Origin of the sequence: Maribacter aurantiacus, assembly GCF_005780245.1 — a bacterium.
GTDB classification, from domain to species: domain Bacteria; phylum Bacteroidota; class Bacteroidia; order Flavobacteriales; family Flavobacteriaceae; genus Maribacter; species Maribacter flavus.
Window position 1 is genome coordinate 61,358 of sequence record NZ_VBUK01000006.1, and the last position, 12,713, is coordinate 74,070.

At 42.8% G+C, this 12,713-nt stretch carries 14 protein-coding genes; 12 read left to right on the plus strand and 2 right to left on the minus strand.

The window, feature by feature from the left end; all coding sequences use genetic code 11:
• Positions 1 to 54 precede the first annotated feature (54 nt).
• From FEK29_RS11220 to FEK29_RS11265, 10 genes are all read left to right on the plus strand, one after another.
• Positions 55 to 855 carry a 3-keto-disaccharide hydrolase gene (locus tag FEK29_RS11220; RefSeq protein WP_205123416.1) on the plus strand — a complete coding sequence of 267 codons (801 nt, stop codon included), beginning with the start codon at positions 55 to 57 and terminating at the stop codon, positions 853 to 855.
• A gap of 23 nt (positions 856 to 878) precedes the next feature.
• Positions 879 to 1,238: a DUF2200 domain-containing protein gene (locus FEK29_RS11225; RefSeq protein WP_138258530.1), complete on the plus strand. Its 360-nt coding sequence runs from the start codon at positions 879 to 881 to the stop codon at positions 1,236 to 1,238.
• 145 nt (positions 1,239 to 1,383) lie between these two features.
• Positions 1,384 to 1,773, plus strand: a complete 390-nt coding sequence (locus FEK29_RS11230; protein WP_138258531.1) for a DUF983 domain-containing protein — start codon at positions 1,384 to 1,386, stop codon at positions 1,771 to 1,773.
• Positions 1,774 to 1,781: 8 nt separating this feature from the next.
• Complete coding sequence (locus tag FEK29_RS11235) at positions 1,782 to 2,414, plus strand: Crp/Fnr family transcriptional regulator (RefSeq protein ID WP_138258532.1); 633 nt, start codon at positions 1,782 to 1,784, stop codon at positions 2,412 to 2,414.
• Between the two features lie 72 nt (positions 2,415 to 2,486).
• Positions 2,487 to 3,299, plus strand: coding sequence for a sulfite exporter TauE/SafE family protein (locus tag FEK29_RS11240; RefSeq protein WP_138258533.1), 813 nt, complete (start codon positions 2,487 to 2,489; stop codon positions 3,297 to 3,299).
• Between the two features lie 129 nt (positions 3,300 to 3,428).
• Positions 3,429 to 4,844: an MBL fold metallo-hydrolase gene (locus FEK29_RS11245; protein WP_138258534.1), complete on the plus strand. Its 1,416-nt coding sequence runs from the start codon at positions 3,429 to 3,431 to the stop codon at positions 4,842 to 4,844.
• 389 nt (positions 4,845 to 5,233) lie between these two features.
• Positions 5,234 to 6,643, plus strand: coding sequence for an MBL fold metallo-hydrolase (locus FEK29_RS11250; RefSeq protein WP_138258535.1), 1,410 nt, complete (start codon positions 5,234 to 5,236; stop codon positions 6,641 to 6,643).
• Between the two features lie 335 nt (positions 6,644 to 6,978).
• Entirely contained in the window at positions 6,979 to 7,326 is a 348-nt protein-coding gene (locus FEK29_RS11255; RefSeq protein ID WP_138258536.1) for a rhodanese-like domain-containing protein, read from the plus strand.
• Positions 7,327 to 7,345: 19 nt separating this feature from the next.
• Entirely contained in the window at positions 7,346 to 7,612 is a 267-nt protein-coding gene (locus FEK29_RS11260; protein ID WP_138258537.1) for a heavy-metal-associated domain-containing protein, read from the plus strand.
• A gap of 137 nt (positions 7,613 to 7,749) precedes the next feature.
• On the plus strand, positions 7,750 to 8,754 hold the full coding sequence (locus FEK29_RS11265) for a c-type heme family protein (protein ID WP_138258538.1): 1,005 nt from the start codon (positions 7,750 to 7,752) through the stop codon (positions 8,752 to 8,754).
• Positions 8,755 to 8,906: 152 nt separating this feature from the next.
• Here the strand turns inward: FEK29_RS11265 and FEK29_RS11270 are convergent, their stop codons facing one another.
• Both FEK29_RS11270 and FEK29_RS11275 read right to left on the minus strand, forming a co-directional pair.
• Positions 8,907 to 9,758: a universal stress protein gene (locus FEK29_RS11270; protein WP_161595347.1), complete on the minus strand. Its 852-nt coding sequence runs from the start codon at positions 9,756 to 9,758 to the stop codon at positions 8,907 to 8,909.
• 157 nt (positions 9,759 to 9,915) lie between these two features.
• Positions 9,916 to 10,800 carry a sterol desaturase family protein gene (locus tag FEK29_RS11275; RefSeq protein WP_138258540.1) on the minus strand — a complete coding sequence of 295 codons (885 nt, stop codon included), beginning with the start codon at positions 10,798 to 10,800 and terminating at the stop codon, positions 9,916 to 9,918.
• A gap of 199 nt (positions 10,801 to 10,999) precedes the next feature.
• On the opposite strand from FEK29_RS11275, the gene FEK29_RS11280 reads away from it, so the two are divergent.
• A complete protein-coding gene (locus FEK29_RS11280; protein ID WP_138258541.1) occupies positions 11,000 to 11,203 on the plus strand; it encodes a YgaP family membrane protein in 204 nt (67 codons plus the stop codon).
• 157 nt (positions 11,204 to 11,360) lie between these two features.
• Positions 11,361 to 12,668: an NAD(P)/FAD-dependent oxidoreductase gene (locus tag FEK29_RS11285; protein ID WP_138258542.1), complete on the plus strand. Its 1,308-nt coding sequence runs from the start codon at positions 11,361 to 11,363 to the stop codon at positions 12,666 to 12,668.
• Positions 12,669 to 12,713: the final 45 nt, after the last annotated feature.

Genomic DNA, 12,713 nt, shown 5'->3' on the forward strand with positions numbered 1-12,713 from the left:
GAAACCTTTTGACAGTGGAAACATACGTGAAATAACCCTTAAATAGTACCATTCGTGAAAATAAAATTAGCCCTTGCGATAATCGCCTTTTCAACTTCAATACTAAGTTTCTCCCAAGAACCAGACTGGGAAAAACTATACAAGGAATCCCAAAAAACAGAAGTGTATGAACCCGTTCCTCCCAAAGTGGATGCCGGGAAATGCTACGGCGAGCCACCGTCCGATGCGGTTGTACTTTTTGACGGAACCGATTTAGAAAAGTGGACCTATGACAACCCTGAAAATTCCGAAACTTGGAAGGTGGAAAACGGTATTATGACCGTCAATAAAAAAGCAGGTAGTCTCACGACGAGAGACAGCTACCTGGATTACCAATTGCATTTGGAATACCGAATCCCTGAGAATATTACGGGCGAAGGCCAAAGCAGGGGCAATAGCGGAATTTTCCTAGCCTATCTGGGACTTGATGAAACCGGGTTGTTCGAGGACGGGTATGAAATACAGATATTGGACAACTACGATAACGATACCTACGTCAATGGCCAGGTAGGGTCTATGTACAAACAATCCATTCCATTGGCCAATGCCGCCAGAAAACCCGGCGAGTGGCAGACCTATGACATCGTTTGGAAAGGCCCACGTTTTAATGAGGATGGCACACTAAAATCGGCCGCAAGTGTTACGGCATTTCACAATGGGGTTTTGGTTCAGAACAATTACGAACTTAAGGGAATCACCCCTTGGATAGGCCCACCAAGCTATAGAAAACATGGCCCATCCCCTATCCGACTTCAGGCACATGGCGACCCCAGTGAACCGATAAGTTTTAGAAACATATGGCTCAGAGAGTTATAACATAAAAATATCCACTATTTCCTATGTCCGAACCGAGAAAACACCGTATCTACACCATGTCCTTCGCAGGCGTATATCCCCATTATATTGCCAAGGCCGAAAAAAAAGGGAGAACAAAAGAGGATGTGGACACTATAATTTTCTGGCTAACAGGTTATGATAGGGAAGCCTTGGCCAATATTATTGAGAACAAAACAAATTTTGAGACCTTTTTTGACGAGGCTCCCAAACTAAATCCCAATGTTTCCAAAATCACAGGTGTCATATGTGGATACCGCGTGGAGGAAATTGAGGACAAACTGTTGCAAAAAGTACGCTATCTGGATAAATTGGTGGATGAACTCGCCAAGGGTAAAGCCATGGACAAGATTTTGAGGAAATAGGGATATTGGGATGCGTGAACCGTTTTAGATTCATAGTTTTCCATAGAGAATGGGGTCGAATTTTAAATATCCGGCCGAAACCTCTGTAACAAAAGTTACCCAAATAACGGTTTATATAGTTTATTTTTGCAGTAAAATACACGGTATGTTCGGCAAAGGTTCCAAAATCTATAGTATTCTATTTTTAAAATGTCCTAGATGTCATGAAGGGGCTTTTCTAGAGGCGAACCCCTATAAATTGAGCAACTTCAATAAAGTGAAGGAGCATTGTCCCAAGTGCAATCTTAAGTACAGCATAGAGCCCAGTTTTTATTATGGCAGTATGTATGTTTCCTATGCCGTAGGCGTAGCGGTTGCCGTTGCGGTATATGTTCTAACGTTGCTCTTGGGTCTTGACCTGAGTATTTTGGGAATATTTGGGGCCATAGTGACCGTTTTGGTCCTGACCATGCCCTGGATTGCGGCCGTGTCAAAGTCGATCTGGGCAAATTTTTTCTTCAACTATAATAAGGAAATTGCCGAAAAGGTTAAATAATCTCATCAATGATACAGGAACTTACAGAAAGTTATGGGTCGATTTTTGAAAAGGATCTCATTAATGAAATCGTACAGGTAGGTACCTTTAAAGAAGTCCCCGAAGGATACAAACTCATTGAAATTGGTGATTACATCAAGGGAATGCCACTCTTGATTTCAGGAGCCATCAAAATCCTAAGGGAGGACAATGATGGGGACGAGCTTCTGTTGTATTATTTGGAAAAAGGGGACACATGCTCCATGACCTTGGCCTGCTGTATGGGAGATTCCAAAAGTGAAATCAGGGCCATTACGGAAACCGATAGCAAGCTTATTATGGTGCCCATGCAAAAAATGGAGGAATGGACCGTAAAATACAAGAGCTGGCGAAATTTTGTGTTCAACAGCTATCACGAAAGGCTGAACGAATTGTTGAGTACCTTAGACAGTATCGCATTCGATAAAATGGATGCCCGCTTGATCAGTTATCTCAAGGAAAAGGCTAGAATCAACAAGGGGGACATCATCAACAACACCCATCAAGAAATAGCCTACGAACTGCATAGCTCCAGGGTGGTGATTTCCAGATTGCTAAAAAAACTGGAACAGATGGGCTCCATTGAGCTGCATCGCAACTACATTAAAATTTTGGATTTGTAATCCTTTGTAACCAATGTTACTGCAAGGCTTCTGTAGGTGCTATAGCTTCGCACCTGTAATTGTAAATGTTACATGGAAGTGCTACACATATTTGGTTACATCAGCGCGTTAATCATTGGAATATCCCTAGGTCTCATTGGCGGTGGAGGTTCCATTTTGGCCGTACCCGTACTGGCCTACCTATTTTCCGTAAATGAAAAAGTGGCCACGGCCTACTCCCTTTTTATTGTCGGGGCAAGTGCCCTGGTAGGCGGTTGGAAACAACATCTAAAAGGATATGTGGACTGGCGAACGGCGATTGTTTTTGGTATACCCGCTATTATAGGGGTAACCTTGGTAAGGCACTATCTCGTCCCCATTTTACCGGATGTTTTGTTTGAAATAGGTGATTTTCAGTTTACACGTCGCATGGGTATGTTCGGGTTGTTTGCAATCCTAATGATTCCTGCCGCATATTCCATGTTAAAAACAAAAAAGGAAGCCCCAAAGAAAGTGACTGGCGTTGTAAAATACAATTACCCCTTCATTTTGGCAGAAGGCTTGTTGGTTGGTGGTATCACTGGCCTAATTGGGGCCGGGGGCGGTTTTCTGATCATTCCAGCGCTCGTTATCTTGGCCAATGTAGAAATGAAGGTCGCCGTGGGAACCTCCTTGATCATTATTGCGGTAAAATCCTTAATGGGTTTCTTTTTGGGGGATGCGTTGACCATGGAAATCAACTGGTTTTTCCTTCTCATTTTTACAGGTCTTTCCTTTTTGGGAATCTTTATAGGAAGTTATATGGGCAACTTTATCGACGGTAATAAGCTGAAGAAAGGCTTCGGATATTTTATTCTGGTGATGGCCGTATTCATTTTTTACATGGAGTTCTTCACCCTTTCCTAGACGCGCATTTTTCAAGTTTTACTGCATTTTCCCTACCCCAACAATTTTTCGGCTTATGTAACAAAAGTCACTGTATCCTTTTTTGGGAATCCCTACTTTTAAAAAGTAAACCATTAAATATCAGCAATTATGAAAGTAGAACAGATCTACACAGGATGTTTGGCGCATGCCGCCTACTATATTGAAAGTAAAGGTGAAGCCGCCGTATTTGATCCCTTGCGGGAAGTTCAACCGTATCTCGATAGGGCAAAAAAGGACAATGCCAAAATCAAATATGTCTTTGAGACCCATTTCCATGCAGACTTTGTAAGCGGTCACTTGGACCTTCAGAAAAAAGCCAATGCCAACATCGTTTTTGGACCGGGGGCAAAACCTGCCTACGAAGCCATTACCGCCGAAGACGGGCAAATTTTTGAAGTAGGCGATTACAAGGTAAAGGTTATCCATACCCCGGGCCATACTATGGAAAGTACCACCTATTTACTTATCGATGAAAAAGGAAACGAGCACGGAATTATTACGGGCGATACCTTGTTCATTGGCGATGTGGGAAGACCCGATTTGGCCCAGCACGTAGTATCCGAACTGACCGAGGAAAAATTGGCGGGGCATTTATTTGATTCCCTTCGAAACAAAATTATGCCCTTGAGCGATGACCTGATCGTATACCCCAATCATGGGGCGGGTTCCGCCTGTGGTAAAATGATGAGCAAGGAAACCACGGATACCCTAGGGAACCAAAAAAAGGTAAACTACGCCCTCCGTGCCGATATGACCAAGGAAGAGTTCATAAAGGAATTGCTTACCGGGCTTACCACGCCACCGGGCTATTTCCCAAAGAACGTATTGATGAACATCAAGGGCTACGAAAGTTTGGACAATATAATGGACAGAGCCACAACCCCTTACTCGCCCCAAGCCATTGAGGCGGTAGCCAATGAAACCGGGGCCCTGGTTCTGGACACGAGGGATGCGGCCGATTTTGCGAAGGGTTTTATCCCTAACAGCATCAACATTGGTCTGGAAGGTAGTTTTGCCCAATGGGTGGGCGAAATGATTCCGGATATCAAACAGGAAATTCTGTTGGTGACCTACGATGGAAAAGAGGAAGAGGCCATTACGCGCTTATCCAGGGTGGGCTATGACAACACCGTGGGCTTCCTGAAAGGTGGCTTTGAGGCCTGGAAAGATTCCGGTAAGGAATTTGAGATGGTCAACCGTATTTCGGCCACGGAACTGGAAAAAGCCATGAAAGACGAAAGACCATTGATAATCGATGTTCGCAAAAAAAGCGAATTTGATTCCGAGCATTTGATCGGTGCGGTGAACATACCGTTAAATGAGATAAACCAACATTTGGCGGAATTTCCCAAGGACAGCACATTTGTGCTTCACTGTGCGGGCGGTTATAGAAGTATGATTGCCGCATCCATACTGAAACAACGAGGATGGCAGGATTTTGCGGATGTAGAGGGAGGCTTCGCCGACCTTGCCAAAACGGCACTTCCAAAGTCGGAATACGTATGCCCGTCCACCATGTTATAATTCATTGAAAACTATGAAAAAGCCCCTTTTATAGGGGCTTTTCGTTTGCGGCAAATGTAACCTTTGTTACCTATTTAGTAAATTACAATTAGTAATTTTGTCTTCAATTAAAAACTGTGTACCCATGAAATGAGCCATAACAAGTCTTGATACCTACTGAAACCAAAGGTTCACGAACACCTTTTTTGAAAATAGACAAGCTTCGTGAGTAAATGGTTATTGGCGAAAACGAAGTTTCATGAATACCGCTGAAAAGCAAATAGTAAATAATGAACTAAATCGAAGATTCATGAACACTGATGGTAGACAAACTGAAATGATGTGAATAATTGCAACCCTGTGCTGAGCGTAGTCGAAGCATGACCCACTAAAACAATAAAAATAAACAGATGAAAGTTGAACAGATTTATACAGGTTGCCTTGCTCAAGGAGCTTATTATATAGAAAGTAAAGGAGAGGTGGCCATTGTCGACCCGCTACGGGAGGTAAAACCGTATATCAATAGGGCGAAATTGGATGATGCAAAAATCAAGTATATTTTTGAGACTCATTTTCATGCCGATTTCGTTAGCGGACATGTAACCTTGGCCAAGGAGACCGGGGCACCTATCATATACGGCCCCAATGCCAATCCCAATTTTGAAGCCATCATTGCAGAGGACAACCAAGAATTCAAACTGGGAGAGGTAACCATAAAAGTACTTCACACTCCCGGGCATACCATGGAAAGTACCACCTACCTACTGAAGGACAAAGATGGAAAGGATTATGCCATATTTAGTGGTGACACCCTGTTCTTGGGAGATGTTGGCAGACCGGACCTTGCCCAAAAAATGGGCGTATTGACGGAAAAGGACCTCGCAGGATTCTTGTACGACAGTCTTCGGGAGAAAATAATGCCGCTCGCCGACGATGTAATCGTATACCCCGCCCACGGTGCAGGTTCCGCATGTGGAAAGAATATGATGAAGGAAACCGTGGATACCTTGGGAAATCAGAAAAAAATGAACTATGCCCTTCGTGCTGACATGACCAAGGAGGAATTTATCGATGAAGTTACGGACGGATTATTACCACCGCCACAATATTTCCCCTTGAACGTAAAAATGAATAAGGAAGGATACGAGGATATCGACCAGATTCTTGAAAGGGGAACCAGGGCCCTGTCCCCAAAAGCCTTTGAAGCGGCAGCCAATGAAACTGGAGCCATTGTATTGGATGTTCGCAATGCGGCCGACTTTGCCAAAGGACATATCCCACGATCCATATTCATAGGGCTTGATGGTAGCTTCGCCCCATGGGTGGGAGCCTTGATCGCAGATGTACAACAACCCATTCTATTGGTGGCACCAAAAGGTTTGGAAGAAGAAGCCGTTACCAGATTATCCAGAGTAGGTTTTGACAATACCCTTGGTTATTTGGAAGGCGGGTTTGAGGCTTGGAAAAAGGCCTCCATGGAATATGATACGGTTAGTCAGGTCGATGCTTCGGAATTAAAATCGCAGATGGAAAAGGAAAATATTCCTGTTTTCGATGTCCGAAAGAACAGCGAATATCTTTCCGAACATGTATTGGAAGCACATAACACGCCCTTGGATTATTTGAACGATTACTTGGCCGAATTTCCGGATAACGATACATTTTATGTTCATTGTGCCGGAGGTTACAGGAGCATGATTGCCGCCAGCATCTTAAAAAGTAGGGGCATCCATAACTTGATCGATGTAAAGGGCGGTTTTAAAGCCATCAATGAAGCCGGAATACCGGTTTCCGAATATGTTTGCCCATCTACTTTGTAAATTAATGTAAATCAAATACCTTCAAAGAACCTTTAGTTAGTTAGAGACCCACGGAAAGATTCATTTCATGATTTTTGTGGGTCTTTTTTTTACCTCAAAGGCCGGTATTCCTAAATTTTTCGATTTTTTTTCCTTGTGTAACTATAGTTACTGTGGGTGCCCGGATTACATTATACCTTTAGGGTACTATAGTAATACGACTGTAGTAACAAAAATCCGATCGATATTTAGGGATAGGTATTGATCCGATTGTTTTTAATTGGTTGGTTGTTTAAAGGAGGCAGGCCAGAAAGTCTGTCTCCTTTTAAAAATTCTCACTTTAAAATTCGTAACAAATGTCATTTCTAAGCGCACTATTTGGTTCCAAGAACACTACCGATACGGGAAACATCGTCATTTTGGATAAAAACGCATATGCCACTGCCATCAGCGACCCAAAAGTACAGTTGGTGGATGTAAGGACCTCTTCTGAATATAACGGCGGACACATAAAAAAGGCCCTTAACATCGATTTTTTCAATGCCTCGAACTTCAGGACGGCTTTTGAGAAATTGGATAAAAATAAGCCTGTATATGTTTACTGCAGATCCGGCGCTAGAAGCCAAAAGGCGGCCAAGAAACTGGTAGCTATGGGTTTTAACGAAATTTACGATCTACGGGGAGGCTATAATTCCTGGAACTGAACATAATAAAAGTACTGGTATGAAGGCTACATTAGTGGTGCAGAACCTTAAATGTGGGGGCTGTGCAAAAACGATCATCAGTAAAGTATCTGAATTGGATTCGGTTTCCAATGTTTCTGTGGACGTAGAAACTTCCTCCGTTTCCTTTGAATACCAGGATTTGGACGATGCCATACTGGTTAAGGAAAAGCTTCGGAAAATTGGATATCCGTCGGTGGATATGGAAAATTCAAAGATGGCACAATTCAAGTCCTATGTTAGCTGTGCTACAGGTAAAATGAAATAGCGCTTTAAAATGGTATTTTGATGCCGATGTTGCAATTGGAATGACCAGTAATCCATATCAACGAAGGGATATTTTTAGTCTTCCCACAAATACCTAGGAAGCCGGTGCAAGCCTATTTAATTCAAAAAATCAATCCGATGAAAAAAATCCTATTCATAATCTCGCTTCTATATTTGGCAAGCTGTAAGAATTCAGGGAATACTGATAAATCGATTTCCGAGGTAGCAATAGAAAAGCCAGCATTTAACCAACAAGATGTTTTATGGGGCAAGGAACTTATGGAAGCCAAATGCTATGTATGTCATGGTCCCGATGCCAGCGAGGATGCACAGATCGCCCCGCCCATGGTCGCCATTAAGGCTAGATACCTCATGGACAGCCCCACCAAGGAAGAATTTGTGGATGCCATTTGGAACTTTGTGGAAAAACCCAGCCTGGAAAAAGGAAAGATGAAAGGTGCCCTAAAAAGATTCGGGGTAATGCCATATCAACCCTATTCGGAGGAGGATATCAGAATTATATCGGAGTATCTGTTTGACTATAAAATTGAGGAACCCAGCTGGTTTAAGGAGCACTGGGAACAAAGACACGGTTCCGGAAACTTTGAGCAGCAGGGAAAAGTGCTAAAGGAGGCGGACGCCCTTCAAAAATCGGCAAAACAAATAGGCTTGGAGATTGCCCAAAGTACCCAAAAGGTATTGGGCAAGAACCTCATGGGAAAAATGCAAAAGGAAGGTTCGGTCGCGGCATTGAAGTTTTGCAATGAAAGGGCCTATCCATTAACGGATAGCATGGCGATCGTACATAACGCCAAAATCAAAAGAGTTTCGGACAAGACCAGAAATCCTAGAAACAAGGCCAATGCCCAAGAAATGGAGCACATTGCCTTTTTCAAGGATAAAATTAGGGCAAATGAAGTTTATGAGCCCATAGTAATGGAAAACGGCGATAAAACACACTTCTACGCGCCTATTGTCACCAACGATATGTGCCTGAAATGTCATGGGAATCCATCTAAGGATATACCTTCAGAAGTGGTCTCCATATTAAACGAACGCTACCCTGAGGATGCCGCTACGGGATATTCCACCAATGAGGTAAGGGGGATTTGGAGTATTACTTTTCAGAAGGAAGAGCCTTAAGAACGGCGGGGTTCAAAGGTGAAAGGATGAAAAATCTTTGACTTGGGAAAAATATACCTTTAACTTTTAACTCATTACCTTATTCTCTATTTCCTCGGCTACAAAAGTCCCGGTCCAGTCTGCCCTTCCTAATAAAACATGGCAGTGAACAATTAAAAATTAGCTTGGTTCAAAACCAAAATAGGAACATCTGCATGGTTTACCATTCCCTTGGTTTCAGATTTCCTAAATAAATCCAACAGTTTATCATGTTTTTTGGCTACAAGGCAAAGAAGATCTGCCCTACGGCTCTTAGTGAACAACCGGGCACCCATAGCGACACCTACCCCGTCCAGTTCAAAAAAATCACTGTTTTCTTCTTTTAAAAGAGTCTGTAGATAGGACTTGGCCGTAATTTGGGTGCCGCTCAACCCTTTTCGTTGCTCATCCAAGAACAGCACTGCAATGCGTGAATTATGATCCCTCCTAAGATCCAGCAAGGGTGCAAGTCCCTTTTCGGAATAGTCAACCTCGTAATCGGTAGCAAAGACCAATTCATCGATGTTCTGAAAAGTATAATTCTCTGGTACGGCAAGGACCGCCGCCAGTACTTTTCCCAAAAGGCTACTGGTATTGCTTCCCAAGGTCATCTCTTTAAGACCGGAGGCCCCTTTGGTACCCATGATTACATAATGAATGTCCTTTTCCTCAATAAACTTTTCAATAGTATTAAAAAAAGAGCCCTTTAGGGAACATGGCACGAAAGTGTGTTCCTCTGCTATGCCCTGTGCCTTAAGATCGGCCATGGTGGTCTCCAAACCTTCATTGGACTGCTCCAACAGTGATTTATTGATGGTCTCTGCCATCCTTTTGGTACCTATGCCAGTTGTACTATAGGGGACGGCCCCATCCATGACATTTACCAAATAAAACGTTGTGGTGTTCCCCTTAAAAAGATTTTGGGCGTAGGCAATTGCCTTTTGGGCATTGGGTGAAAAATCGGTGGGCAAAATAACATTTCTCATACTTGACATTTTTATTTAGCCACAAACTACTTAATTAAATAATAATAAAACCTGACAATTGTCATGTACGCATCCTTGATTGGGAAAGTTAGTAGAACTATTTCATAATCATTAAAACTTACGTGACTGGAGCTTTATAACCTTCGTTAACAAGGACTTACCCTACCTTTTTCTTCCAGCGAAATCCATAAAACAATTGCCCAAAAAAGTCTTTTGGTAGGGACTCCTCACCAGCAAAGCCAAGTTCCACGGTACCACTATCTTCTGGAACATAATCGGTTTTGAAAATATAATCCCAAAGACTTAAACTGATGCCGAAATTTACGCCATATCGCTTATCCGAGGGCAGGTTGTAGGCATGATGGTAAAGATGCATCACCGGATTGTTCAAAAGGTATTTCAAGGGTCCCCAGGTAATCTTGATATTGGAATGATTCAAGTGCCCGATAGCAATGGCGAAAAAGTGGACAATATAGGCCTGTTCCGGCTCAAAACCGCCCAATAGCATTACACCAAAGGTTTTTAGAGGCTTGTATAGGATGTTTTCCATCCAGTGATAGCGCAAATGTGCCGCAAAGCCCATTTCCTTAACGCTGTGGTGTACCTTGTGAAAATTCCATAGTACCTCATATCTGTGCAAAAGTATATGGGTAAACCATTGAACAAAATCCAAAATCAGGAAAAAAACGAACAATTGCGCCCAAGAAGGCCATGCGGTAAAATCTATTAGGGCCAAACTCTTGGCAGTAATGCCCATTTCTTCAAAGAACAACTGAAGAACTTTATATACCCCGCTGATGACAATCGCAAAAAGGAAAAAGTTGAAAAACATATAGAAGGCGTCCAACCAAAAATCCTTTCTGAAAATACCCTGATTCTTTCGCCAAGGAAAGACTATTTCCAATGCCCAAACAAGCAAAGAAATCACGATGAGTCCCCAAAAATAATTCGTATGCCAAGGAACCTCAAATAGGATGGATTTCCAGGTCCAGTTGAGGGTTCCCAAAAAAGCATCGTAAAAAGCTTTTAGATATTCCATAATCCAAATTTATAAGGTCAAAGATAATTTCTTGCTCCGTAAGGTTTGGTAACTTTGGTTACAAAACTTGACCGATAATATCACTATATTAGAGTCAATTTTGAATCGTAACGCATTAACTACCAAAATGTAACGGAAACATCACCGACTTGAACAGTTGGTTGGGATTTTAAAACAATAGGAACAAATTAAACTTTTAATCATGAAAAAAAATATGGGAAGTGCGGATAAAACTATCCGAATCATTATTGCATTGGCAGTGTTTGCCCTGTACTATTTTAATGTCATCGGGGGAACCTTAGCCTATGTATTGATGGCCTTGGCCGCCATTTTTGTATTGACGAGTCTCGTCAGTTTTTGTCCTCTGTATACGCTCTTCGGGATCAGTACCTGCAAAACAAAATAATTATCATTTTAATCATTTTGTAAAGACCGATTTCTAACGAAGGAATCGGTCTTTTTTATGACCGCTATCATATAAATTCAAGGCTCTGTAACCTTTGTTACACAATTCGTAAAAAATACCCTATATATTTAACAGGTTGAATAAAAATTTACAATAAATGAGCTCACATCATCAAATTCTTGTTATTGGAGGGGGTACTGCCGGCATCATGGTGGCGTCGCAACTGATAAAGCAAAAGAAAGCCAAGGACGTAGCCGTCATTGAACCATCGGACACCCATTACTACCAACCCGCGTGGACCTTGGTGGGCGCAGGTGCCTATGATTTTGATAAGACCGCACGGCCCATGTCATCCGTTATGCCCAAGGAAGCTACCTGGATTAAAGACAAGGCGACCGGGTTTGACCCTGAAAATAACATCGTTCAAACGGCCGCTAGCGGAGACATATCCTATGACTATTTGGTGGTCGTGCCCGGTTTGGCATACGATTATAGCTTGGTTCCCGGTCTAGGAGAGGCCATGGACAAAGGCGTGGTGTGCAGCAATTATACGGACCCCAACCATACTTGGGACGTAATCAAAAACTTTAAGGGCGGCACCGCCCTATTTACCCAGCCCACCACCCCGATAAAATGCGGTGGGGCTCCCCAAAAAATCATGTATCTCGCAGAAAGTCATTTTAGAAAAAGTGGCGTAAGGGACAAAACAGATGTCGTTTTTGCAACCAGTGGAACGGTCATATTTGGGGTTAAGGAAGTGGCCAAAACATTAATGGAAGTTGTGGACAGAAAGGATATCAACCTGCGCTTTTACCACAAGTTGGTGGCCGTGGATGCCGATAAAAAAATTGCATGGTACGAACTGGGCAAGGATATAACCGCAGGTGGTTGTGTGGTAATGGCCGGTGAGGACGATGACCGACTTCTGGACGACTCCTTCCAATACAACTACAAGGACGTGAAGGTAACCGTTGATGGTAACCGCTACGGTATCCATTATGATATGCTCCATACGGCACCCCCTTCGGTGGCGCCAAAGTTCGTGAAGGATTCCATTTTGGTGAACGAGGCAGGCTGGTTGGATGTGGACCATAAAACCTTGCAGCACAATACCTATCCCAATATTTTTGGATTGGGCGATGTGGCCGCTTTGCCAACGGCAAAAACAGGTGCGGCAATCCGCAAACAGGTTCCCATCGTGGTGGACAACATTGACAAATTGATGAAAACACAGTCCATGGGCTCCAAGGCCTACAACGGTTATTCCTCATGTCCATTGGTCACCGACTATGGAAAAATGGTCTTGGCCGAATTCGATTACCACAACAATTTTACCCCCGATCCCAAGCTAAAGCAAATGTTCATCTCAGATTCTTCCAAAGAACATTGGAGACTTTGGATGTTAAAAAAATACGGACTACCCTATTTGTATTGGAACAAAATGATGAAGGGACAGGACATTTAATAAATAAATTCCCTCAATATTAAGAAAAAGATGAGGCCAAAACCT

Excerpts from the sequence above, each read along its gene's own strand:
- FEK29_RS11225 (WP_138258530.1), top strand. The coding sequence starts at position 879 with ATGTCCGAACCGAGAAAACACCGTATCTACACCATGTCCTTCGCAGGC.
- FEK29_RS11230 (WP_138258531.1), top strand. The coding sequence starts at position 1,384 with ATGTTCGGCAAAGGTTCCAAAATCTATAGTATTCTATTTTTAAAATGT.
- FEK29_RS11235 (WP_138258532.1), top strand. The coding sequence starts at position 1,782 with ATGATACAGGAACTTACAGAAAGTTATGGGTCGATTTTTGAAAAGGAT.
- FEK29_RS11240 (WP_138258533.1), top strand. The coding sequence starts at position 2,487 with ATGGAAGTGCTACACATATTTGGTTACATCAGCGCGTTAATCATTGGA.
- FEK29_RS11245 (WP_138258534.1), top strand. The coding sequence starts at position 3,429 with ATGAAAGTAGAACAGATCTACACAGGATGTTTGGCGCATGCCGCCTAC.
- FEK29_RS11250 (WP_138258535.1), top strand. The coding sequence starts at position 5,234 with ATGAAAGTTGAACAGATTTATACAGGTTGCCTTGCTCAAGGAGCTTAT.
- FEK29_RS11255 (WP_138258536.1), top strand. The coding sequence starts at position 6,979 with ATGTCATTTCTAAGCGCACTATTTGGTTCCAAGAACACTACCGATACG.
- FEK29_RS11260 (WP_138258537.1), top strand. The coding sequence starts at position 7,346 with ATGAAGGCTACATTAGTGGTGCAGAACCTTAAATGTGGGGGCTGTGCA.
- FEK29_RS11265 (WP_138258538.1), top strand. The coding sequence starts at position 7,750 with ATGAAAAAAATCCTATTCATAATCTCGCTTCTATATTTGGCAAGCTGT.
- FEK29_RS11270 (WP_161595347.1), bottom strand. The coding sequence starts at position 9,758 with ATGAGAAATGTTATTTTGCCCACCGATTTTTCACCCAATGCCCAAAAG.
- FEK29_RS11280 (WP_138258541.1), top strand. The coding sequence starts at position 11,000 with ATGAAAAAAAATATGGGAAGTGCGGATAAAACTATCCGAATCATTATT.
- FEK29_RS11285 (WP_138258542.1), top strand. The coding sequence starts at position 11,361 with ATGAGCTCACATCATCAAATTCTTGTTATTGGAGGGGGTACTGCCGGC.